Genomic DNA, 22,543 nt, shown 5'->3' on the forward strand with positions numbered 1-22,543 from the left:
ACGAGCCGTCAGAGCGCTCCTCTCCGCACCCTCGACCGATCCGACGGTTTAAAACTCTCACCTTTGCAAGCATCCGTTAATGAGTCTCGTCGTTACCGACACCCTGGCGGACGAGCGCGTCGAGTTCACGGCCGACGGCGACGTCACGCTCTACGTCTGCGGGCTGACGGTGTCGGACGACCCCCACCTTGGACACGCCCGCCTGTGGTTCCACGCCGACGTTCTCCACCGGTGGCTCGATTACCTCGGCTACGACGTGCGTCACGTCGAGAACGTCACCGACGTCAACGAGAAGATCACGGCCCGCGTCGGCGAGCGCGACGAGTGGGCCGCCGAGCGCGACGTGGCCGAGGCGTTCACCGCGACCACCTTCGACGCGATGCGCGGGCTGAACCTCCTGCGCGCGGAGGTGTACCCCCGCGTCACCGAGCACGTCCCGGAGATCCGCGGGCTGGTGGAGACCCTCGTCGGGAAGGGGTACGCCTACGAGTCGAACGGCTCCGTCTACTTCGACGTCACGACGTTCGAGGAGTACGGGAAGCTGTCGAACCAGGACGTCGAGGAACTGGAGGCGCAGGGCGAGCCGGACGAGCGGTCGGAGAAACGCAACCCCTCGGACTTCGCGCTGTGGAAGGCCGGCGGCGTGAGCGAGACCGCCGCGCGCGAGCACGCGAAACACGCCCACGGCGACGTCGTCCCCGAGGGCGAGACGTGGGACTCCCCGTGGGGCGAGGGGCGGCCGGGATGGCACGTCGAGTGCTCGGCGATGTCGACGACGCACCTCGGCGACACCCTCGACGTCCACATGGGCGGGCGCGACCTCGTCTTCCCCCATCACGAGAACGAGATCGCGCAGTCCGAGGCGGCGACCGGCGAGACGTTCGCCCGCCACTGGCTCCACGTCGGTCTCCTCGAGATGGAGGGCGAGAAGATGTCCTCCTCGATCGGTAACTTCTGGACCGTCCCGGACGCCTTAGACGAGCTCGGCGTCAACGTGATTCGGACCTTCTACGCCGGCGCCGCCTACCGCTCCGAGCAGGCGCTCACCGAGGAGACGATCGCGGAGGCCGAGGAGCGCTGGGAGCGCCTCTCCCGGACGTACGACCGCGCCGTCGACGCGCTCGACTCGACCGAGGCCCGCGCGACGGCCGAAGACGGCGACCTCCGCGAGGCGGTCGACACGGCCCGCGACGAGTTCGCCGCGGCGATGAACGACGACCTGAACCTCCGGGAGGCGACCGCCGCCCTCCTAGAGCTGACGGACGCCGTGAACCGCCACGTGGACGGAGCGGGCGACAGCGGGACCGACGGAGGCGGCTCGGGAGCGGCCTACGACTACCGCGGGCTCCGCGAGGCGGTCGAGGCGTTCGAGTCGCTCGGCGGCGACGTGCTCGGCCTCCAGTTCGAGACGGAGAGCGACGGCGACGTGGAGCTGGCCGGCGAGCTCGTCGAACTGGTGCTGGACGTGCGCGAGGCCGAGCGGGCGGCCGGCAACTACGAGCGCGCGGACGAGCTCCGGGACGCGCTGCGCGACGTGGGAATCGAGATCGAGGACGGGCCGGACGGGGCGACGTACCGGTTCGAGTAGGGCGGCGGGAACGAGGGCGGAGCGGCCGCCGGCGACGTCAGTCCCAAGTCACGTAGACGAGGAACGCGATCCCGACGAACTCGAGGATCTGGAGGTACATCATCGCCCGGACCGCCGGCGCCGACATCTGCGGCGGGTTGAGGTAGTAGAACAGCGCCAGCACGTTCTCGGCCAGGAGGAAGAGCGCGAACACCGCCGACCCGAGCGTGTGCTTCGAGCGGATCTCGAGGTAGTTGCGTCCCCAGATGCCGATGAGGACGAGCAACAGCAGTACGTTGACCGCGGCGGCGACTCGCGCCACGTCGAGCACCAGGGTCATTCCGCGTCCCCTCCGATTCCTCCGTCGATCGCTTCGTTCCAGATTCGAGTCATACTCACTCCACCTGATCGATGATGTCCTCGACGGTCTCCCAGTGGTTCCGGGTGCGTTCCGTCGGCAGATACACGGCGCCGTAGTCCTGTTCGGTGCTCTCGACCACGTCGTTCTCCTCCAACACTCCGAGGTGGTGCCTGACGGTCTTGTATGCGAGGTCGAGGTCCTCGGCGAGCTGGTTGGCGTTCCGCGGTCGTTCGTCGAGCGCCCGGAGTAATCGCGCGCGGTTGGGCCCCCCCGCGTTCCTGCCAGCACCTGCCAGAGCACCGGCTCCATCGAACATACTCATCGGAAGTCGGATATATAAACACACGGATAGCCGTACGAGGTGACGGAAGGGCACGTGACGCCGGCGGGGACCATCGAGCCTCGCGGCCGCGCTACGGCAGCAGCACTCCGTCGATCACGTGGACGAAGCCGTTCGACGCCTCGATGTCCGTGATGACGATGTCGGCCTGATCGCCGTTGAGGTCGGTGCCGTCCACGTCGACTTTCGCGCCGTTCAGGGTCGGCACTTCGCCGACGTTGACGATCGAGTTCGCCTTCCGACGGCCGGGCACGACGTGGTAGGTGAGGATGTTGGCTAGCGTCTCGTCGTCGACCTCAGCAAGACTGTCGGCGCCAAGGCTCTCGAGGGCGTCATCGAACGCCGCGTCGGTCGGAGCGAACACGGTCAACTGGCGGTTTCCTCTCAGCGCGCCGGCGAGACCCGCCTCCTTGACCGCGGCGACGAGGACGTCGAAGCCGTCGGCGTCGTCGGCCACGTCGACGATCGTCTTGCCCTCGCTCGGCGGCTTGGCCGCGGCGGTGCCGACGCCGCCGAGCAGTGCCGCTGTTCCCGCGCCGACGCCCCTGAGTACCGTCCGTCTGTTAGCGTTCATGGGATATACCCGTCAGAGAGATCGTTTTAGTATGCAATCAACTATTTGGTGAAAGTAACCGCAATCCCACATCAAAGAGACCCAAATCTCCGTCAGTGTTGCCGGTTTCGATCGGGCGTCGGACCGAGAGCGCCGGGCGCGGAACGGGCTTCGCGATCGGACGCTGAGCCGCTACTCCAGCACGTGTTCGGTGTCGTACGAGCCCAGCACGCGCACCCACCCGTTGTCGGCGATGGCCTCGACGTCCTCGACGGCGGCCGCCATGTGGTCCTCGTAGAGCCCGGCGTCGACGTCGAAGTGGAACAGGTAGTCGCCGAGGCGCTCACCGCTCGGGCGCGACTCGATCCGAGAGAGGTTGAGGTTGCGGTCGGCGAACGCCTCCAAAAGCTCCAGCAGGAGCCCCGGGTAGTTCGCGTTCGGATAGACGATCAGGGTCGTCTTTCCGCCCGCGTCGGAGCGGGCGGACGCGGGCGCGACGACGAGGAACCGGGTCGCGTTGGAGGTGCGGTCTTGGATGTCCTCCGCGAGGATTTCGAGGTCGTCGCCGGCGTTGTCCGGGTGGCCGATCCCGGCGATGCGGGCGTCCTCGCGGGCGCGCTCGACCCCGCGGGCGGTGGAGGCGACCGCTTCGAGCCCGGCGTCCGGATAGTGCTCTTCCAGCCAGTTGCGGCACTGCGCGAGCGCCTGGGAGTGGCTGGCGACGACCCCGAACTCGGGCTCCTGCGCGAGGAGCGCGTGTCGGATCGGGGTGACGACCTCGCGGGTGACCGCGACGTCGTAGTCGGCCAGCGCGTCGAGGCTCTCCGTGACGGACCCCTCGATGCTGTTCTCGATGGGGACGACTCCGCGCTCGAACTCGCCGGAGGCGACGGCGTCGACGATGGCGGTGACCGACTCGCGGAACGACACCTCGGCGGCGACGGCCCGCGCCGCACGGTGTGAGTACGTGCCGGCGGGACCGAGCGTGACGGCGTTCATCGCCCGTACCTATCAGAGCGCGTTAGAAAAGCGTGCGGGTCGCGCGAACGCCGTCGCACGGCGGTCCCCCTACGGCAGTCGGAGCCGCCCGGCGTACCGGTGCCAGCCGTCGACCGTCTCGACGTACTCGTACGCGTCGGGGGGTTCGATCCCCCAGGCGCGGAGTCGGTCGTCGACGCCGTCCGCGTACGTCGCGAGGAACGACCCCCGGTCCCGGAGCGTCGGCGGCGCCCGCGTGTGCTCGGTCTCGAAGCGGCAGCGCGCCGTCCGCCCGTCGTCGAGCGTCGCGATCCGGAGCCGGAGGTCCGAGCGGAGCCGCTCGCTGACCGGCGCGGGGTCGCCGCGGAGGTGACCCTCGCCGAACGCGTCGAGCGCGGCGAGCGCCTCGTCCGGAACGTGGTTCACGTCTGCCCTCGCGGCCGCAGACACCTCACTCGTTCGGCACCGCCGAGAGCGCCGCCTCGACCACCCGGACCGCGGTCGCGCCGTCGCGCCGTCCCACGACGACGGCGAGCGCGCCCCCGGCGACCCCCGCGGCCGCGACGTCGACGTCGACGGCGTCGAGGCGGCGGATGGCGGTCGCGAGCGCTCGGGCGTCGACGTCCCCGGTCGCGAGGATGGCCGTGTCGCGCCCCTCGGGGACGACCGCCGCACCGCCGGCACTGAGGAGGGGATCGGTGCCGGCGTCGGTGTCTCGCTCCCCCTCGACCACTCCGACCCCGCTCCGCATCGACACGCTCGCCGAGCGCTCGGCGGTCGCGTACGCCGGGAGGTCCTCCCGGAATCGGCGGAGCGCGGTCGCGATCGCGTCGGTGTCGGCGTCGCCGTCGCCGCCGAGGTCGGCCTCGTCGGCGAGCCACGCGGCGGCGGCGCTGTGGTTCAACACGCCGGCGCGGAGCGCGTCGAGGACGAACGGGCGGGCCCGGGCCGCTTCGCGGGTGTCGGCTGCCAGCGACATGGTCGGGAGTGCGGCGCGGGCCGGCATGGCGATTTCGGTCGGGCTCGGGGAGCGCCCCTCGGCTGCACGCGGCGCCGTCGCGTTCCCGTTGCGCCGCACGTGCCGAAGTCCCTAAGAGCGGCGCGCCCTCAGCGTGTGTATGCAGTCGCTCGTCATCGTCGCACACGGCTCGCACCTCAATCCGGAGTCGAGCGCGCCGACGTACGACCACGCGGACACCATCCGCGCCACCGGCGCGTTCGACGAGGTGAAGACCGGCTTCTGGAAGGAGGAACCGCACTTCCGGGAGGTGCTCCGCACCGTCGAAGGCGACGAGATCTACGTCGTCCCGCTGTTCGTCTCGGAGGGGTACTTCACCGAGCAGGTGATCCCGCGCGAGCTCCGGCTCGACGGCTGGGACGTCGCCGAGTGGGACTCGGACGGCCTCTCGGCCGACCAGGCCACGCTCGTCGCCGAGGACATCGACCGGGAGGTCCACTACTGCGGCCCGGTGGGGACGCACCGCGCGATGACCGACGTGATCGTCCGGCGCGCGGAGTCGGTCACCGGTGACCCCGACGTGGGCGACGACTTCGGGCTCGCCGTCGTCGGTCACGGCACCGAGCGCAACGAGAACTCGGCGAAGGCGATCGAGTACCACGCCGACCGGATCGCCGAGCGCGACCGCTTCGACGAGGTGCGCGCGCTGTACATGGACGAGGACCCCGAGGTCGACGACCTCCCCGAGTTCTTCGAGAGCGACGACGTCGTCCTCGTCCCGCTGTTCATCGCCGACGGCTACCACACCCAGGAGGACATCCCGGAGGACGTCGGGCTCTGCGAGGACTACACGGAGGGGTACGACGTGCCGACCGAGGTGGACGGCACCCGGATCTGGTACGCCGGCGCCGTCGGCACCGAGCCCCTGATGGCCGACGTCGTCTTGGAGCGCGCGGCCGACGCGGGCGCCGACCTCGGTGCCGCGCTCGACGACGTGCGCGAGACCACCCGCGTCGCCACGGGGGACTGACGATGTCCGAACCCGCCGAGGAGTCGGCGGACTCCGGGGCCGCCCCCGAGCCCCCCGACATCGACCTCCCGAGCGACGCCTTCGACGCGGTGCTCGACGCGCTCAGCGACCACACCCCGGGCGACCCGCTCCGGTTCGAGGGGTTCAGCGTCGCGCCCGACCTGCGCGGCGACATCGACGAGGACCGGTACGTCCTCGCCGACGGCGACCGCCGCACCGGGCTGACGGAGGGCGAACTCCACGAGGCGCTCGCCGAGCGCGCCCCCGCGGTCACGGACTGGTACGCCTTCGAGCGCGTCGTCGGCGAGTTCGGCCCCCGTCGGGCGTTCCTGCGCTGGCTGGAGGACGCCGACGGCGCGACGGTGGCGACCCGGTACGCCGCGCTCGCGGAGGGGATCGAGCGCGCGTGGGGGGAGCTGCGGATTACGGCCACTCTCACCGACCGCGGCGAGCGCCGGTACGACGTGCGCCACGCCGACGACGCCGGCGTCTCGGTCGACGAGCTCGACGCCCACGAGGACCCGCTCGACGCCCGCGACCTCGTCAGGTACGACGAGCAGGGGCGCTACCGTCCCCTCAAGACCGCGCCGTCGCTCGCGGGCGGGTGGGTCTTCCCCGAGCTCGGTCCGCGAGACGCCTACGAGGCGGTCGAGACGATCTACCCCGCGACGGTCGCCAACTGGCACCGCGAGCGCGAGGGCGAGCTCGACGTGAACCACTGGCGCGAGACGATGGCGCGGCAGTCCGGCATCTACGGCGTCGTGAAGACGTGGGACCGCGGCGAGGGGTACGAGCACGTCAACTGGGTCGCGGAGGCGTGCTGCGACGACTCGCAGTGCCTGAAGCGCCGTGAGTGGGAGTACGACGACGAGACCGACCTCGACGTCGACGGCGGCGACGGCGCGTTCCCCTGCCGCGAGCCCTGCTCGGTCGTCGTCTCGGCCGCGCGTAAGTGGACGCGGCTGGAGAGCGAGCAGCCCCGGACCTACGAGTTCGAGCTGACGCCGAGCGAGAAGGAGCAGGTCGAAGACATCATCGACGCGGTCGCCGACGGCCGGATCGACGAGATCCGGGAGGCCGATACGAAGGAGGGCGCGAACCGCTACCGGACGCGCTTCCTCCGCGCCAAGCTGTTCGACGGGGACGGGAACCTCGCCGGCGTGCCGACCGAGCCGGACGAGAACGACGAGGAGTAGAACGCCCGGTCGCCGCGCGCGCAGTCGCGCGTGCGGGCGATCTTAGGCTGTATCACGAAACCTTTAGACGGGAGAGCGGCGTATCCCGGTGCAATGAGTCGCGGCCCCGAGCTGATAATTACGGAGAAGGACAACGCGGCGCGCCGCATCGCCGACATCCTGAGCGGCGAGTCCGCGACGACGGAGCGGAAGAACGACGTCAACGTGTACAAGTGGGGCGGCAAGCGCTGTATCGGCCTCTCGGGCCACGTCGTCGGGGTCGACTTCCCGGCCGAGTACAACGACTGGCGCGACGTCGAGCCGGTCGAGCTCATCGACGCGCCGGTCACCAAGGAGCCGACCCAAGAGGGGATCGTCGCCGCGCTCCGTACGCTGGCGCGGAACGCCTCTCGTGTCGTCATCGCGACCGACTACGACCGAGAGGGCGAGCTGATAGGAAAGGAGGCGTACGAGCTGGTGCGCGAGGTCAACGAGGACGCCCCTATCGATCGGGTCCGATTCTCCTCGATCACCGACAACGAGGTCACCGAGGCGTTCGCGAACCCCGACGAGCTCGACTTCGACCTCGCCGCCGCCGGCGAGGCCCGCCAGGTGATCGACCTCACGTGGGGCGCGGCGCTCACCCGCTTCCTCTCGCTGTCCGCCCGCCAGCTCGGCGACGACTTCATCTCGGTCGGCCGGGTGCAGGGGCCGACTCTCAAGCTCATCGTCGACCGCGAGCGCGAGATCCAGGCGTTCGATCCCGAGTCGTACTGGGAGCTGTACGGGAAGCTGACGAAGTCCGGCGGCGACCCGTTCGAGGCGCGCTACTTCTACCTGAACGACGAGGGCAACGAGGCCCAGCGCGTCTGGGACGGCAACGTCGCGGAGGTGCTCACCGAGGCCCTGGCGGCGGCCGACGAGGCCGTCGTCGACGACGTGCGCCGCCGGACTCGGACCGACGAGCCGCCAACCCCGTTCAACACCACGGCGTTCATCCGGGCGGCGGGCTCGCTCGGCCACTCCGCCCAGCGCGCCATGTCGCTCGCGGAGGACCTGTACACCGCCGGCTACGTCACCTACCCGCGGACGGACAACACGGTGTACCCCGAGGACCTGGAGCCCCGCGAGCTGATCGAGGAGCTCTCGGCCGCCTCGACGTTCGGGAAAGACGCGAAGTCCCTCCTCGACCAGGAGGAGATCGAGCCCACCGAGGGAGACGAGGAGACGACCGACCACCCGCCGATCCACCCGACCGGCGAGCTCCCGTCGGCGTCGGACCTCTCGGAGGACGAGTGGGAGGTGTACGAGCTTATCGTCCGCCGCTTCCTCGCGACCTGCGCCGAGCCCGCGACGTGGGAGCGGCTCCGCGTCGTCGCGCTCGCGAACGGCGAGGCGACCGCGGTCGCCGAGGGCGCTGACTGGCGGGCCGCCCTCCGGAACCCGGCGGACGCCGACGGTCCCGCCGACCTCGCCGCCGACGGCGGGCTCCGGCTCAAGGCGAACGGGAAGCGCCTGCTGGAAGCGGGGTACCACGAGGTCTACCCGTACCGCTCCAGCGACGAGCGAATCGTCCCCGACGTCGAGGTCGGCGAGAGGCTCGCGCTCGACGGCCGCCGCACGGACGCGAAGGAGACCCAGCCGCCCCGCCGGTACGGCCAGTCGCGGCTCATCGAGGAGATGGAGAAGCGCGGCGTCGGCACGAAGGCGACCCGCCACCGCACCCTCGAGAAGCTGTACGACCGCAACTACATCGAGAGCGACCCGCCGCGGCCGACCCGGCTCGCGGAGGCGGTCGTCGAGGCGGCCGAGGAGTTCGCGGAGCACATCGTCAGCGAGGAGATGACCGCCCAACTGGAGCGGGACATGCAGGCGATCGCGGCCGGCGAGAAGGGGTACGACGAGGTGACCGAGGCGTCCCGCGAGCTGCTCGACCGCGTGTTCGACGACCTCACCGAGTCCCGCGACGCGGTCGGCGACCACCTGCAGAAGTCGCTGAAGGCGGACAAGACGCTCGGCCCCTGTCCCGAGTGCGGCGCGGACCTCCTCGTCCGGAAGTCCCGACAGGGCTCGTACTTCGTGGGCTGTGACGGCTACCCCGACTGCGAGCACACCCTCCCGCTCCCCTCCACCGGGAAGCCGCTCATCCTCGACGAGACCTGCGAGGCGCACGACCTCCGGCACGTGAAGATGCTCGCGGGCCGGAAGACGTTCGTCCACGGGTGCCCGCAGTGTAAGGCCGACGAGGCCGACGATCAAGAGGACGAGGTGATCGGTGCGTGTCCGGAGTGCGGTGAGACGCACGGGGGAGAGTTGGCCATCAAACGCCTCCGCTCCGGCTCCCGGCTCGTCGGCTGCACGCGCTACCCCGACTGCGACTACTCGCTGCCGCTCCCCCGCCGCGGCGAGATCGAGGTCACCGACGAGCGCTGCGAGGAACACGACCTCCCGCACCTCCGGGTCCACTCCGGCGACGAGCCGTGGGAGCTCGGCTGTCCGATCTGTAACTACCGCGAGTTCACCGCCCGCCAGGAGGGCTCGGAGCTCCAGACGGTCGAGGGGATCGGCGAGAAGACGGCCGAGAAGCTGCAGAACGTCGGCGTCGACGGCGTCGACGATCTCAAATCCGCCGACCCGGACGATCTCGCCGCCGACGTCGACGGCGTCGGCGCCGACACCGTTCGGGACTGGCAGGCGAAGGCGGACTGACGCTCCCGGCGTCTCCGACTTTCCGACCCACAGACACATAAGCGCGGGACGCGTCAGTCGCGCTACGTATGGGTCGCGACAGCGACGCTGACGGGGACGCGGACGGCGGCCTCTCGGCCGGCGAGAGAGACCGCGCCGCCGATGAGGGGTCGCTGAGCGCGCCCGGCGGCGAGGCGGTCCCGCGCGTCCTCCGCTCGTTCGTCGACGCGATTCCGACGCCGGCGCTCGCGTGCGATCCGGGGAGCCTCGCGATCCGCGCGGCGAACCCGCCGGCGGCCGATCTGCTCGACCGCGACCGCGGCACGCTGACGCTGATGGGGCTCGACGACCTCGGCGAAGCGGCGGCGACCGTCGCCGGCGACCCGATCGGCGCGGCCGTCCGCGCCCCGCCCGACGGCGACGGCGTCACCCGCTTCGAGTGGACCGTCGCGAGCGCGCCGATGCGGCGCCTCGAACTGGCCGTCCGCGCCGCCACGGTCGCCGACCGCGAGTGGCTGATCGTCGGTCTGACCGACGTCACCGACCGGGTCACCGCCGAGGAACGCCTCCGGTCGCAGCTCCGAGTCACCGACGCGGTCGCCGCGACGGTTCCGGTCGCCCTGTTCCAGTGCACCGAGCGCGGCACCCTCTCGCGGTGGAACGACCGGCTCGCCGCGGACGCCGGCTACGAGGACGAGCGGCTCTCCGGGACCGCGTTGACGTCGCTGTTCGACGACGAGAGCCACGACGCCGTCGCCGCTGCGCTCCAGTCCGTCTACCGCGAGGCCGAGAACGCCGAGTGCGAGGCGACGCTCGTCACCCGTTCGGGCGAGCGCGTCCCGTACCGGCTCTCGCTCGGCCCGGTCACCGACGGCGACGAGGTCGTCGGCGCGGTCGGGGTCGGCGAGGACGTCACCGAGGCGTCCCTCCGGGAGGAGCGGCTCGCCGTGTTGACGCGAGTGCTCCGCCACAACTTCCGGAACGACCTCAACGTCGTCACGGGGTTCACGCAGCGGGCGATCGGCGAGGTCGAGGACCCGACGCTCGCCGCGGAGCTCGAGCGCGTCGTCGACACCGCGGAGCGGCTGCTGCGCGTCGGCGAGACCTCGCGGCGGGTCGAGCGGCTGCTCGCCGACCGGCCCACTCCCCGGCCGACGGACCTCGCGGACGAGGTCGAGGAGGCGCTGGTGACGGTTCCGTCGGAGCTCCGCGACCGCGCCGACATCGAGGTGGACGTCCCGGAGGGGATCACGGTGTCGGCGGTCGGCTACCTCGCCGAGGCGATCGCGGAGCTCGTCGACAACGCGATCCGACACGGCGACGCGGACCGCCCCTCGGTGACCGTTACTGCCGCCGAGCTCCCCAGCGAGTCGTGGACGTCGCTGGTCGTCGCCGACGACGGTCCGGGGATCCCGCCCGTCGAGCGCGCGGTGCTCACCGGCGAGGAGACGCCGCTGGAGCACGCCAGCGGGCTCGGGCTCTGGTACGTGAACTGGATCGTCAGCGCCGGCGGCGGGGGCTTCGACATCGGCGAGAGCAAGGCCGGCGGCACGCGGATCGAGATGGAGCTCCGCACGGTCGACGGGGAGTGAGTCGGACGCGCCCGAGCCGTCGCTCCGGTCACTCGACGAGCCGGACCTCGTCGCCGACGGCGACGTCGGCGGCGGCGCCCGCGGGGAGCTCGGCGACCGTGTCGGCCCGCCCCCGGCCCAGTCCGACGAACGGGGCGAGCCGCTTCCGCTTTCGCACCTCGCCGTCGACGAGCCACAGCGCGTCGATCGCGAACGGGACGAACAGCATGTGGAGCCACTGCGCGTCGGCCTCCTCGAAGGGGAAGACGAGCGCGTAGCCGTCGGGGACGGCGCGCCTGAACATCAGTCCGCGGCCCTGTTCGAGCGTCGACCGGGCGACGTCGACGTCGTCGGCGAGGACGGTCGACTTCCGGTCGTCGGCGTCGGGCCCCGCGTCGGCGTCGGGCCCCGCGTCGCCGTCGGACTCCGCGCTGCGGTGGACGAGTCGCACGCTCCGCACGTGGCGACCGTCGGATAAATAGCCTCGCGATCGCGACCGCGAACCGCCGGCGCGACCGTCGATCGCCGCCGCTGACGGTCAGGAACTGCTCCGTCGGATCAGCTCGCGCTTCCGTACGTCTCCTCGAGGTACTCGACGATGTCGTCGCTCTCGGACATGCCCTCGATCCCGTTCGCCTCGTCGACGAGGACGGGCACGCCGGTCTGCCCGCTCAGCTCCTCGACCTCCGTGCGCTCGGAGTGCGAGCGCGGCACCATCACCGACTCGTACTCCACGTCCAGCTCGGCGAGCTTCGTCTTCACCTTCGCGCAGTAGGGACATCCCTCCAGTTCGTAGAGCGTCAGATTTGCCATCACCATCGGTAGGGCGTAGACGCGTAAAGAAGTACGGTGGGCGGTGCGCGCCGCGCGCACGGGCGGCGGTCGGGCTACAGGATGACGCCGCGCGTCTGCAGGACGTAGTAGACGACGAGCAGCGCCGCGATGACGTACTGGCCGAGCGCGACCTCGTCGTACTCGCCGACGGCGATCTTGATAAGCGGGTAGGCGACGATACCGGCGGCCAGCCCGTCGGCGATCGAGTAGGCGAACGGCATCACGGTGACCGTGAGCCCCGCGGAGACGGCCCACGCCGGGTCCGACCAGTCCACCTCGACGAGCCCCTGCAGCATCATCACGCCGACGACGATGAGCGCGATGAAGGAGGCGTACTCCGGGATGGCGGCGACGACGGGGATCACCGCGAGCGACCCGAGGAACAGCAGCGCGACGACGAGGGCCGTCAGTCCGGTGCGACCGCCCTCCTCGACGCCGGTCGACGACTCGATGTACGTCGTCACCGTGGAGGTGCCGAGCACCGCGCCGGCGGTCGTCCCCACCGCGTCGGCCATCAGCGGCTTGTCCATGTCGGGGAGGTCGCCGTCCTCGTCGAGGAAGTCGCCGAACTGCGAGACGCCGATGAGCGTCCCGGCGGTGTCGAAGAAGTCGACGAAGAAGAACGTGAACACGACGAGACCGAACGTGAGCGGGTCGACCCCGGAGAGCCCGTCGACGAACGCCCCCGCGAGCGGCGAGATGTCGTACTGTGCGCTCGGGAGCGTCTCCGGCGTGATCGTGCCGCGGTCGAAGAACCCGGCGAGCGTGAGCCCCCAGCCGACGACGGAGGTCGTCAGGATGCCGATCACGATCGAGCCCGTGACGCCGCGCGCCCAGAGGCCGAAGGTGAACACGAGCCCGAGGATCCCCAAGATCGCCCACGGGTTGCCGAAGATGCCGCCGAGCGTGACGAGCGTCGCGTCGTCGGGGACGACGATCTGGAGCTCCTGGAAGCCGATGAACAGGAGGAAGAGGCCGATACCGGCGCCGACCGAGCGCTTCACCGGCTCGGGGAACAGCCGGATGACGTACTCGCGCGCGCCGACCGCGGTGAGCAGCATGAAGAGGATCCCTTCGACGAACACCGCGGCGAGGGCCGTCTGCCACGGGATACCCAAGCCGAGCACGACGGTGAACGCGAAGAAGGCGTTGAGTCCCAGCCCCGGCGCGAGCCCGAACGGACGGTTGGCGTACAGCGCCATCACCAGCGTCGCGAGCGCGGACGAGAGGATCGTCGCGATGGCGATCATCTGGACCACCTCGAAGAACTCGTAGCCGGGGATCTGGATCGCCTCGGCGAGGATGAACGGGTTCACGACGATGATGTACGACATCGCGAGGAAGGTGGTGAGCCCCGCGACCAGCTCCGTACGGACGTCGGAGTCGTGCGCCTCCACGTCGAACCGCGCAGCCAGCGTATCTGTAAGCCCCATTGAACGGATGTGTCTACTTTCGTATCGGATGATAAGCCTTGCTGAACGAGCGCGGAGAATACACATACACGTGTATTAATACACCGCTTTAGGCGTCAATAATCTAAAGAAAATGCGCGAACGTGTTTACTCCCCTTCTCTGAGCGCGACCGCCGACCCGCGCGAGCGACTCCCCGCGGGTCGCGAACGCGCCGACCGGCGCGTCACCCGACGGCCGCCGGCGGGTTACTCGAACGTCGTCAGCGCGCCGACCGGCGCGTCCGTGATCGCTCGCGCGCGCTCCATCCCCTCGTCGCCGACGGCGATGAGGGTGAAGACGCCGGTGACGTCGGCGTCGGCCTGGAGGGCGATGTCGAGGAGGAGCTCCTGGGTCTCTCCCGACCGGATCAGGTCGTCGACGACGAGCACGGTGTCGCCGGCGTCGACCGCGCTCGCGGGGAGGTAGTATGTGAGCTCGATGCCGGAGGCGAGCCGCTGGCGCGACTCGATGAACTCCTCGACGGCGGTCTCCTTCGACTTCTTGGCGTACGCGAGGCGGGCGTCGAAGAAGGAGGCCATCGCCGCGCCGAGGGTGATCCCGTCGGTGGCGGCGGTGAGGACGACGTCCGGCGACTCGAACGCGAACGTCTCCGCGGCGACGGGCGCGACCAGGTCGAGGAACGACTGGTCGAAGACGACGCCGGAGTTGTCGACGTACCCCTCGTCGTCGAACTCGACGCGGGCGATCAGCTCGTCGGCGAGCGCGTCGCGGCCCACCGCCTCGACGACCTCGCTCGCTCGGTCGGCGCCGGGCAACACGTGGCCGTTCACGTACCGGTTCAGGTCGCCGGAGGGGAGCCCGGTCACCTCGGAGAGCTCCTCGTACGTTCGCGTCTCCTTCAACATCCGCAACACGGCGACCGCCTGCAGCTGGAGGGCCGCCTTCTCTGCTCGGTTCATGCAGATGATCGTGATCGCACAAGTATGAATACGTCGAAGTGTTCTCCGGAGGAGATACACATGTGTGTGCGTGACATGGGGTCGGCTCACGGATCCGTCGCCGGGAAGTCTCGGCTCACGGATCCGCCGTCGCATCGAGAGAGTCTCGGCTCAGGCGTCGGCCGTCGCGTCGAAGAAGACGGCCGGATCGCTCACGTCGATCTCGACCACGTCCCGGTCGTCGAGGGGGCGGAGACGGACCGTGAGCGCGCCGGCCGCGTCGGCGCCCGCCCTGAGCGACTCCAGCTCGTCGGCGCCGAGGTACGTCGGCACGCAGACGGCGACCCCGGCGTCGCCGTCCTCCGCGACGACGAGGCGGTACTCGACGCCCCCGGCCGCGGCGGCGTACACCCGAACCGAGTCGACGTCGGCGTCGCCCACGACCGCGCTCGTCTCCTCGAACTCCGAGCCGGGGAGCAGCACGTCGATCCGCGCCGCGTCCGCGACCGGGTTCACGTCGCCGGGGTGGGCGGCGACCGCCGTCCAGCCCCGGTCGCGGTACTCCGTCGCCGTCGCGTCGCTGTCGGCGACCACGTCTCCCCAGCGCTCGCCCGGATCCGTCCGTCGCATGTCCTCGTGGACCCGCCGGGATCGTAAATAGTTGTCCAGTCGCCGTGACAGAAACCGCGCGACGTGACGGCTGACGGGTGCGTTCGCGTCGTTAGGTTCATAACGTTGCCTCGTATGTGGTATGCTATGCGTTCTGACAACGACGATCGGATCAACAGGCGGACGATGCTCACGTACGCCGGCACCGCGGCCGCGGTCGGCCTCGCCGGCTGCTCCGGGAACGGCGGCGACGGCTCGGACGGTTCGGACGGGTCCGACGGCGACGATGGCACGGACGGCTCGGACGGTTCGGACGGGTCCGACGGCGACGACGGCGGCGACGAGGCCTTCGAACTCGGCGTCACCATGGGCCAGATGGACTCCGGGCTCGACCCGCAGGACCACGCGGAGACGAACACGGAGATCATCGTCGGGCAGGTGTACGAGGGCCTGCTCGACCGCGACAAGGAGGGCGGGATCATCGAAGGACTCGCCACCGACTGGGAGCGCACCGAGGACGGCAGCGTCCGGTTCGTGCTCCGCGACACCTCCTTCCACAACGGCGACCCGGTCACCTCCGAGGACGTCAGGTTCAGCATCCGGCGGATCGTCGACGACGACGTCGGTATCGCCAGCCCGCAGAAGAACGACCTCGGTTCGGTCAGCGAGGTCGTCGCCGGCGACGGCGAGGTGACCGTGAGCTTCGAGGGCTTCAACCCGATCGCCTTCCAGCTGTTCGCGACGAACGGCGAGATCGTGCAGCAGTCGTGGATCGAGGAGAACGACGGCAACTTCATCAACCGGAACACGAACGGCACCGGCCCGTTCGTCGTCACGGAGTACGACTCCGGCAACGAGGTCGCCTACGAGCCGAACGACGACTACTGGGGCGGCGACGTCCCGGTCGACGCGCTCACGATGAGCGCCTCCAGCGAGTCGAGCACGCGCGTGAACCGCCTCCTCGCGGAGGAGACGGACATCGTGACGAACGTGCCGCCGCAGGAGGTCTCGCGCGTCGAGAGCTCCGACGTCGCCGGGATCAACTCCGTGCCGAGCGCCCGGATCATCTTCCTGCAGATGCGCTACGACGTCGAGCCGTTCTCCAGCCAGCAGTTCCGGCAGGCGATGAACCACGCGGTCGACGTCGAGAGCATCATCGAGAACGTCCTCAACGGCTTCGGGAACATCACCGGCCAGCCCACCCTCGAGGGCCACGTCGGTCACAACCCCGACATCGAGCCGTACCCGTACGACCCCGAGGAGGCGGAGCGGCTGGTCGACGAGTCCGGCCACGCCGGCGTCGAGATCACGCTGCAGACGCCCATCGGGCGCTACCTCGGCGACGTCGAGATCGCGCAGGCCGCGGCGAACCAGATCGACTCGCTGTCGAACGTCTCCTGTAGCCTCGAACAGCGCGAGTTCTCCTCGCTCGTCCAGGACATCACGACGGGGAACATCGAGGACAAGCCGCACTTCAACCTTCTCGGCTGGGGGAACGGCGAGTTCGACGGGAGCCAGACCATCACGCCGCTCATGACCACGGAGGGCGCGCTCACGATCCTCGAAAACGAGGAGCTCGACCAGCTCATGGTCGACGCGGAGAGCACCGAGGACCCCGACGAGCGCGTCGAGATCCTCCAGGAGGCGAACCAGCTCGCCCACGACCTCGCCCCGTGGGTGTTCCTCCACCAGCAGTTCAGCGTCTACGGCGTCTCCAGCGACATCTCGTGGGAGCCGCGGGCCGACGAGTTCATCGACCCCGACACGGCCACCCAACAGTAACGCCAGACGACCGCCCCGAACTCATCAATGTCATTTGGGAGATTCGTACTCAAAAGAAGCCTCCAGGGACTCGGCGTCGTCTGGGGGGTCGTCACCGTCGTGTTCGCGCTCCGCTTCGTCACCCCCGGGAGCGCGATCAACGCCGTCGCACCGCTCGACGCGAGCCAGGAGACGCGACAGGCGATCGCCGCCGAGCTCGGCTTAGACCAGCCGCTCTACGTCCAGTACGGACAGTACATCTTCGACCTCCTCCGCGGCGACATGGGGTTCTCGTACATCCGCGGGCAGGAGGTCGTCGGGCTCGTGTTCGCGCGGCTGCCGGCGACGGTCGAGCTCGCGCTCGCCGCGAGCGTCGTCGCCATCGCCCTGTCGATCCCGCTCGGCGTGCTCAGCGCGACCCGGCGCAACCAGCCGGTCGACTACGGCGCGACGCTGTTCTCGCTCGGCGGGATCAGCACGCCGAACTTCTGGCTGGGAATCATGCTCATCTTGGTCTTCGCGGTGGAGTTCGACGTGTTCAACACCAGCGGTCGCGGCGTCGACGTCGGCGACGTGGCGGTGTCGATCGTCGGATCGGACCCGTTCGTCGGGACGCTGCTCGCGTGGCTCGCGTACATCACTCTCCCCGCGATCGCCTTAGGGACGTACTTCATGGCGCTGATCACGCGGCTCACCCGCTCCGGAATGTTAGACGAGCTCGGTAAGGGGTACGTGCAGGCCGCGCGGGCGAAGGGACTCCCGAACACGCTGGTCCGCTACAAACACGCGCTCCGGAACACGCTCATCCCGGTGATCACGGTGCTCGGCCTCCAGCTCGGCACGCTGATCGGCGGCGCGGTCATCACCGAGGCGGTGTTCTCGTGGCCGGGGCTCGGCACCCTCGTCATCGACAGCATCAACCGCCGCGACTGGCCGGTGTTACAGGGGAGTCTCATCGTCATCGGCACCAGCTTCGTCCTCGTGAACGTCCTCGTCGACGCCGTCTACGCGTATCTCGACCCCCAAGTGGTGAACGACTGATGGTTTCCGCACGTGTCATCCGAAATCTCAAGAAGGAGTTCAGGAACAGCGCGCTCGCGAAGATCGGCCTGCTGCTCGTGGTCGGTATCCTGTTTACCGCCGCGTTCGCGCCCTTCATCGCGCCGCACGACCCGACCGAACAGCAGCTCGACCAGAGCGAGCTCCCGCCGCTCGGCTTCAGCGAGACCACCGAGCGGACGACCTCGCAGATGGTCGAGGGGGAGATCCAGACCGTGACCGAGACCGTCGAGATCACCCCCGACGCGGCGCACCCGCTCGGCACCGACAGCCTCGGGCGAGACATGCTCTCGCGGATCATCTACGGCGCCCGGACGTCGCTGGTCGTCGGCGTGCTCGGGACGCTTCTGGCGGCGTTCGTCGGCGTCCCGGTGGGGCTGTTCGCGGGCTATCACCGCGGGAACGTCGACGACGTCCTGATGCGGATCGCCGACGTCAGCCTCGCGTTCCCGTCGCTCGTGTTGGCCGTCGCGCTCATCGGGCTGTGGGGGCGGGCGGCGGTCAACATCCCCGACCCGTTCGTCGTCGCCGGCCTCGCGCCGGAGATGCCGGAGAGCTTCGTGCTCCCGATAACCGTGGTTATCGTCGTTGGGCTCGTCAACTGGGTGTGGTTCGCCCGCGTCGCCCGCGGGGAGGCGCTCTCCCTGCGGAGTCAGGAGTACGTCAAGGCGTCCCGGGCGCTCGGAGCCGACGACACCTCGATCATCTGGAACCACGTCCTCCCGAACGCGATCACGCCGATCATCGTCCTCGCGACGGTGCAGGTGGCGGCGATCATCCTCCTGGAGAGCTCCCTGTCGTTCCTCGGCTTCTCGGGGACGACGCTCTCGTGGGGCTTCGACATCGCGCAGGGGCGCGACTATATCTCGTCGGGCCAGTGGTGGATCGCGTCGCTGCCCGGGCTCGCGATCATGTTCTCCGTGATCGGCATCAACCTCCTCGGCGACTGGCTCCGCGACTCGCTCGACCCGGGCATCGAGGGCGAAGGGGGTGCCGCATGAGCCAGGGCGTGCGGCCAGACCCCGCGCTGCGGAGCGACGACGTGCTCTCGGTGTCGGACCTCTCGACCCGCTTCTTCACCGAGGAGGGGCAGATCAACGCGGTCGAGTCGGTCTCGTTCGATCTCCGCGACAACGAGATCCTCGGGATCGTCGGCGAGTCGGGCTCCGGGAAGTCGGTGACCGCGCTGTCGCTCATCGACCTCGTCGAGTCGCCCGGTCGGATCACCGATGGAGAGGTGTGGTACCGGAACCCCGACCTGGCGGAGGAGTTCCGGGCGAGCGACGCGGTCGGCGTCGACGGCGACCACGTCGACCTCCGGACCGTCCCGCCGCGCGTCCGGCGGTCGCTCCGCGGCCCGTCGTTCAGCACCATCTTCCAGGACCCGATGAGCAGCTTCAACCCCTCGATCACCGTCGGCGAGCAGATCGCCGAGGCGGTGGAGGTACAGCGGCGCGCGAAGGCGAACCCGCGATCGACCCGCTCGCGGACCCAGGGGTACGGGCTCGGCCAGTACCTCCTCGACGGTATCGTCCCCGGCCGCGGCTACACCAGCGACGAGAGCGTCGACCGGGCGATCGAGCTGCTCGAACAGGTCGGGATCCCCGACCCGGCGGAACGCGTCGACGAGTACCCCGGCGAGTTCTCCGGCGGGATGCTCCAGCGCGCGATGATCGCGCAGGCGCTGGCCGGCGAGCCCGACGTGCTCATCGCCGACGAGCCGACGACCGCGCTCGATGTCACGATCCAGGCGCAGATCCTCAACCTCCTGCGGGAGGTCCAGGCGGACCGCGGGATGAGCATCGTGCTCATCACGCACGACCTCGGCGTCATCGCGGAGATGTGCGACCGGGTCTGCGTGATGTACGCTGGCGAGGTGGTGGAGCGCGGGACGCTCGACGCGGTGTTCGACGACTCGGTCCACCCGTACACCGAGGGGCTGCTCGGATCGATCCCGGACCTTGAGGACCCGCGCCCGCGGCTCCAACCGATCGAGGGGAACGTCCCCGGACTGGTCGATTCCGAGATGGACGACCGGTGTTACTTCGCCGACCGCTGTCCGAAGGCGATGGAGTCCTGTCTGGAGAAGCCCGCGGAGCGCGTGGTCGACGCCGAGGCCGAACACGGGGCGAAGTGCGTCCTCGCGGACCGCCCGTACGACCCGAGCGAGGCGCTTCCGGAGGACCACTTCGGGGGTGACGCGGAATGAGCGACGCCGAGGGGCCCGCCGACGCCGCCGACCCCCTCCTCTCCGTCGAGGGGCTCCGGAAGTACTACGCGGACGAGCAGTCGCTCCTCGACCGGCTGCTCGGCGCCGACGAGGAGAGCGTGAAGGCCGTCGACGGCGTCTCCTTCGAGGTCGCCGAGGGCGAGACGCTCGGGCTCGTCGGCGAGTCCGGCTGCGGCAAGTCGACGACGGGCGAGACCGTGCTTCGCCTGCGCGAGGCCACCGACGGCCGGATCTCGTTCGACGGGGCGGACCTGCTGGAGATGACCGACGCGGAGCTGACGGCGTTCCGCAGGCGCGCGCAGATCGTCTTCCAGGACCCGTTCTCCAGCCTCGACCCGCGCATGACCGCTGGCGACATCGTCACCGAGGGGCTCCGGATCCACGGGATCGCCGATCAGGGGGAGCGGCGCGAGACCGCCCGCGACCTGCTCGAACGCGTCGGCCTGTCGGCCGACCAGATCGACCGCTACCCGCACGAGTTCTCGGGCGGCCAGCGCCAGCGGATCGGGATCGCACGGGCGCTCGCGGTCGACCCGGAGTTCATCGTGCTCGACGAGCCCGTCTCGGCGCTCGACGTCTCGGTGCAGGCGCAGATCCTCAACCTCCTCGACGACCTCCAGGACGACTTCGGTCTCACCTACCTCTTCATCGCGCACAACCTCAGCGTGGTCCGGCACATCTGCGACCGCGTCGCCGTGATGTACCTCGGCGAGATCGTCGAGACCGGGCCGGTCGACGAGATCTTCGCGGACCCGGCGCACCCGTACACGGAGGCGCTGCTGTCCAGCGTCCCCCGGGTGACGACCGACGAGCGGGACGGCGACTTCGAGACGCTCCACGGCGACGTGCCGTCGCCGCGGAACCCGCCCGCGGGCTGTCATTTCCACACCCGCTGTCCAGAGGCGCGGGCGGCCTGCCGCGAGTCGTCGCCGCCGGCGTACGACGTCGGCGCTCGGCGCTCGGCGACGTGCTTCCGCGCCGACGAGGACCACTCCTACTGGGGGAGCGAGCCGATCGAGGAGAACGCCCGGACCGCGGGCGACGACGACTGAGCGGACCCGACCCGGCCGCGGGGCTCGGCGGTCGCGTCGCGACACAGGGACGCTCGCCGGGGACCGCCCACGTCGAACGAAGTTCGATTCAGACCGAAACCCGACTTCGGAGCGCAGTCGCTCGTTCGACGAACGACCGCTCAGGCGAGCCTGACGGCCGTCCCGTACGCGATCACTTCCGAGGCGCCCTGCGTCACCTCCGACGTCTCCATCCGGACGTTCACGACGGCGTCGGCGCCCATCTCGATCGCGTCCGCCTCCATCCGCTCGATCGCTTGATCCCGGGCGTCCGCGAGCAGCGTCGAGTAGGCCTTGAGCTCACCGCCGGCGAGGTTCCGGATCCCCTGCGTGATGTCTCGGCCCACGTTCCGCGCTCGCACGGTGTTGCCGCGGGCGATACCCAGCACCTCCGCGATCTCGCGGCCGGCGACGGTTTCGGTGGTGACGGTCGCGACGAGCGACTGCTCCGGGTCGGACGAGACTACTGTCGAAGACATAATCGCCCCGTATACGTCGTCTGAGGAGATAAACCGACGGTGACGCGTGCGGCCTCGTCGCGTGGTCGCCGTCTACCGCTCCCGCACGACGACGAACTCCGCGAGGTCGCGGAGGTACTCGATCGCCTCCGTCTCGGGCGGGTCGGCGTCGTCGAGCGCGGCCAGGGCGAGCTCCGACTGCTCGCGGGCCCGCTCGTCGATCTCCTCGGGGGACAGCGAGGTGACCTGCACCACCGAGGGCCGGTCCATCTCCGCGTCCTGTCCCGTCGGCTTGCCGAGCTCGTCGGCGTCGGCGGTCGCGTCGAGCACGTCGTCGCGCATCTGGAACGCGATGCCGACGCGCTCGGCGTACTCGCCGAACGAGTCGATCGCGTGGGGGTCGGCGCCGCCGGCGACCGCGCCGAGCTCGGCGGCGGCCCGGAACAGCGCGCCGGTCTTCCGACGGGCGAGCTCCATGTACTCCGCCTCCGTCGTCGGGCGGTCGGCGAGCTCGGTCGCCTCGCCCTCGCCGAGCTCGACCATCGCCTCGGCGACGGTCCGCATCGCGCGCGGCTCCGCGGAGAACAGCCCGAACGCCTCGCCCAGCAGGCCGTCGCTGGCGACGATCGCCGGGCCGTATCCGAACTCCGCCCACGCGGAGGGGGTGCCGCGTCGGACCTCCGAGCGGTCGATGATGTCGTCGATCACGAGCGACGCGTTGTGGACGAACTCGATTCCGGCCGCGAAGTCGACGGCGTCCTCGGGGTCCCCGTCGAACGCCTCGCAGGCGAGGATCGTCACCGCCGGGCGGACCCGCTTGCCGCCGGCGAGGACGACGTGGCCGACCTCGTCGGACAGCTCGTCGGGCTCGACCTCGTCGATGACGGCCTCCAGCCGGTCCTCGACCAGCGCGACCCGGCGCTCCAGGTACTCCATCTATTGCCCGGACG

General features: G+C 70.0%; 22 protein-coding genes and 1 pseudogene. 10 read left to right on the forward strand and 13 right to left on the reverse strand.

What is annotated here, in order from left to right; all coding sequences use genetic code 11:
• Positions 1–79: 79 nt before the first annotated feature.
• Positions 80–1,588, forward strand: a complete 1,509-nt coding sequence (gene cysS, locus DJ81_RS13500; protein ID WP_094590132.1) for a cysteine--tRNA ligase — start codon at positions 80–82, stop codon at positions 1,586–1,588.
• Positions 1,589–1,625: 37 nt separating this feature from the next.
• Here cysS and DJ81_RS13505 read toward each other — a convergent pair whose 3' ends face one another.
• The 6 genes and pseudogenes from DJ81_RS13505 to DJ81_RS13530 form a co-directional block, all read right to left on the reverse strand.
• The gene (locus DJ81_RS13505; protein WP_094524271.1) at positions 1,626–1,907 is read right to left on the reverse strand and encodes a hypothetical protein; all 282 of its coding nucleotides are present in this window, start codon (positions 1,905–1,907) and stop codon (positions 1,626–1,628) included.
• Positions 1,908–1,962: 55 nt separating this feature from the next.
• Positions 1,963–2,237, reverse strand: a pseudogene (locus DJ81_RS13510) (ArsR/SmtB family transcription factor).
• 104 nt (positions 2,238–2,341) lie between these two features.
• On the reverse strand, positions 2,342–2,842 hold the full coding sequence (locus DJ81_RS13515; protein WP_094590134.1) for a fasciclin domain-containing protein: 501 nt from the start codon (positions 2,840–2,842) through the stop codon (positions 2,342–2,344).
• 171 nt (positions 2,843–3,013) lie between these two features.
• Positions 3,014–3,820 carry a prephenate dehydratase gene (gene pheA / locus DJ81_RS13520; RefSeq protein WP_094524274.1) on the reverse strand — a complete coding sequence of 269 codons (807 nt, stop codon included), beginning with the start codon at positions 3,818–3,820 and terminating at the stop codon, positions 3,014–3,016.
• Between the two features lie 69 nt (positions 3,821–3,889).
• Positions 3,890–4,225 carry a hypothetical protein gene (locus tag DJ81_RS13525; protein WP_094590136.1) on the reverse strand — a complete coding sequence of 112 codons (336 nt, stop codon included), beginning with the start codon at positions 4,223–4,225 and terminating at the stop codon, positions 3,890–3,892.
• 25 nt (positions 4,226–4,250) lie between these two features.
• A complete protein-coding gene (locus DJ81_RS13530; RefSeq protein WP_094557326.1) occupies positions 4,251–4,778 on the reverse strand; it encodes a hypothetical protein in 528 nt (175 codons plus the stop codon).
• 139 nt (positions 4,779–4,917) lie between these two features.
• Between DJ81_RS13530 and DJ81_RS13535 the strand changes: the two genes are divergently transcribed.
• From DJ81_RS13535 to DJ81_RS13550, 4 genes are all read left to right on the forward strand, one after another.
• The gene (locus DJ81_RS13535) at positions 4,918–5,787 is read left to right on the forward strand and encodes a CbiX/SirB N-terminal domain-containing protein (RefSeq protein ID WP_094524276.1); all 870 of its coding nucleotides are present in this window, start codon (positions 4,918–4,920) and stop codon (positions 5,785–5,787) included.
• A 2-nt stretch (positions 5,788–5,789) separates the two neighbouring features.
• Positions 5,790–6,983, forward strand: a complete 1,194-nt coding sequence (locus DJ81_RS13540) for a DR2241 family protein (RefSeq protein WP_094590138.1) — start codon at positions 5,790–5,792, stop codon at positions 6,981–6,983.
• Positions 6,984–7,076: 93 nt separating this feature from the next.
• On the forward strand, positions 7,077–9,671 hold the full coding sequence (locus DJ81_RS13545) for a DNA topoisomerase (RefSeq protein ID WP_094590140.1): 2,595 nt from the start codon (positions 7,077–7,079) through the stop codon (positions 9,669–9,671).
• Positions 9,672–9,739: 68 nt separating this feature from the next.
• Positions 9,740–11,242, forward strand: coding sequence for an ATP-binding protein (locus tag DJ81_RS13550; protein ID WP_094526962.1), 1,503 nt, complete (start codon positions 9,740–9,742; stop codon positions 11,240–11,242).
• 28 nt (positions 11,243–11,270) lie between these two features.
• Here DJ81_RS13550 and DJ81_RS13555 read toward each other — a convergent pair whose 3' ends face one another.
• The 5 genes from DJ81_RS13555 to DJ81_RS13575 form a co-directional block, all read right to left on the reverse strand.
• A complete protein-coding gene (locus tag DJ81_RS13555) occupies positions 11,271–11,681 on the reverse strand; it encodes a DUF192 domain-containing protein (RefSeq protein ID WP_394338293.1) in 411 nt (136 codons plus the stop codon).
• Between the two features lie 98 nt (positions 11,682–11,779).
• Entirely contained in the window at positions 11,780–12,034 is a 255-nt protein-coding gene (locus tag DJ81_RS13560) for a glutathione S-transferase N-terminal domain-containing protein (protein ID WP_094524281.1), read from the reverse strand.
• Positions 12,035–12,108: 74 nt separating this feature from the next.
• Positions 12,109–13,488, reverse strand: a complete 1,380-nt coding sequence (locus DJ81_RS13565; protein ID WP_094590144.1) for an NCS2 family permease — start codon at positions 13,486–13,488, stop codon at positions 12,109–12,111.
• Between the two features lie 225 nt (positions 13,489–13,713).
• Positions 13,714–14,427: a phosphoribosyltransferase family protein gene (locus DJ81_RS13570; RefSeq protein WP_094524283.1), complete on the reverse strand. Its 714-nt coding sequence runs from the start codon at positions 14,425–14,427 to the stop codon at positions 13,714–13,716.
• Between the two features lie 150 nt (positions 14,428–14,577).
• Positions 14,578–15,036: a hypothetical protein gene (locus DJ81_RS13575; protein ID WP_094590146.1), complete on the reverse strand. Its 459-nt coding sequence runs from the start codon at positions 15,034–15,036 to the stop codon at positions 14,578–14,580.
• 126 nt (positions 15,037–15,162) lie between these two features.
• On the opposite strand from DJ81_RS13575, the gene DJ81_RS13580 reads away from it, so the two are divergent.
• Genes DJ81_RS13580 through DJ81_RS13600 form a run of 5 tightly spaced genes read left to right on the forward strand, consistent with a single transcriptional unit; the run spans position 15,163 to position 21,117 of the window.
• Positions 15,163–16,797 (forward strand): ABC transporter substrate-binding protein, encoded by a 1,635-nt coding sequence (locus DJ81_RS13580; RefSeq protein WP_094524285.1) that lies wholly within the window; start codon positions 15,163–15,165, stop codon positions 16,795–16,797.
• Positions 16,798–16,824: 27 nt separating this feature from the next.
• The gene (locus DJ81_RS13585; protein ID WP_094524286.1) at positions 16,825–17,817 is read left to right on the forward strand and encodes an ABC transporter permease; all 993 of its coding nucleotides are present in this window, start codon (positions 16,825–16,827) and stop codon (positions 17,815–17,817) included.
• Complete coding sequence (locus tag DJ81_RS13590; RefSeq protein ID WP_094524287.1) at positions 17,817–18,836, forward strand: ABC transporter permease; 1,020 nt, start codon at positions 17,817–17,819, stop codon at positions 18,834–18,836. Before DJ81_RS13585 ends, DJ81_RS13590 begins: the two co-directional genes overlap by 1 nt.
• Positions 18,833–20,044 carry an ABC transporter ATP-binding protein gene (locus DJ81_RS13595; RefSeq protein ID WP_094524288.1) on the forward strand — a complete coding sequence of 404 codons (1,212 nt, stop codon included), beginning with the start codon at positions 18,833–18,835 and terminating at the stop codon, positions 20,042–20,044. The genes DJ81_RS13590 and DJ81_RS13595 overlap by 4 nt, the downstream gene beginning before the upstream one ends.
• Positions 20,041–21,117 carry an ABC transporter ATP-binding protein gene (locus DJ81_RS13600; protein ID WP_094590148.1) on the forward strand — a complete coding sequence of 359 codons (1,077 nt, stop codon included), beginning with the start codon at positions 20,041–20,043 and terminating at the stop codon, positions 21,115–21,117. Before DJ81_RS13595 ends, DJ81_RS13600 begins: the two co-directional genes overlap by 4 nt.
• Positions 21,118–21,257: 140 nt before the next feature.
• On the opposite strand, the gene DJ81_RS13605 is transcribed toward DJ81_RS13600, so the two are convergent.
• Together DJ81_RS13605 and DJ81_RS13610 are read right to left on the reverse strand one after the other, a co-directional pair.
• Positions 21,258–21,614, reverse strand: a complete 357-nt coding sequence (locus DJ81_RS13605; RefSeq protein WP_094524290.1) for a YbjQ family protein — start codon at positions 21,612–21,614, stop codon at positions 21,258–21,260.
• Positions 21,615–21,686: 72 nt separating this feature from the next.
• Entirely contained in the window at positions 21,687–22,529 is an 843-nt protein-coding gene (locus DJ81_RS13610) for a polyprenyl synthetase family protein (RefSeq protein WP_094524291.1), read from the reverse strand.
• Positions 22,530–22,543 lie beyond the last annotated feature (14 nt).

It is taken from the genome of Halorubrum sp. Hd13, from assembly GCF_002252755.1.
GTDB lineage: Archaea > Halobacteriota > Halobacteria > Halobacteriales > Haloferacaceae > Halorubrum.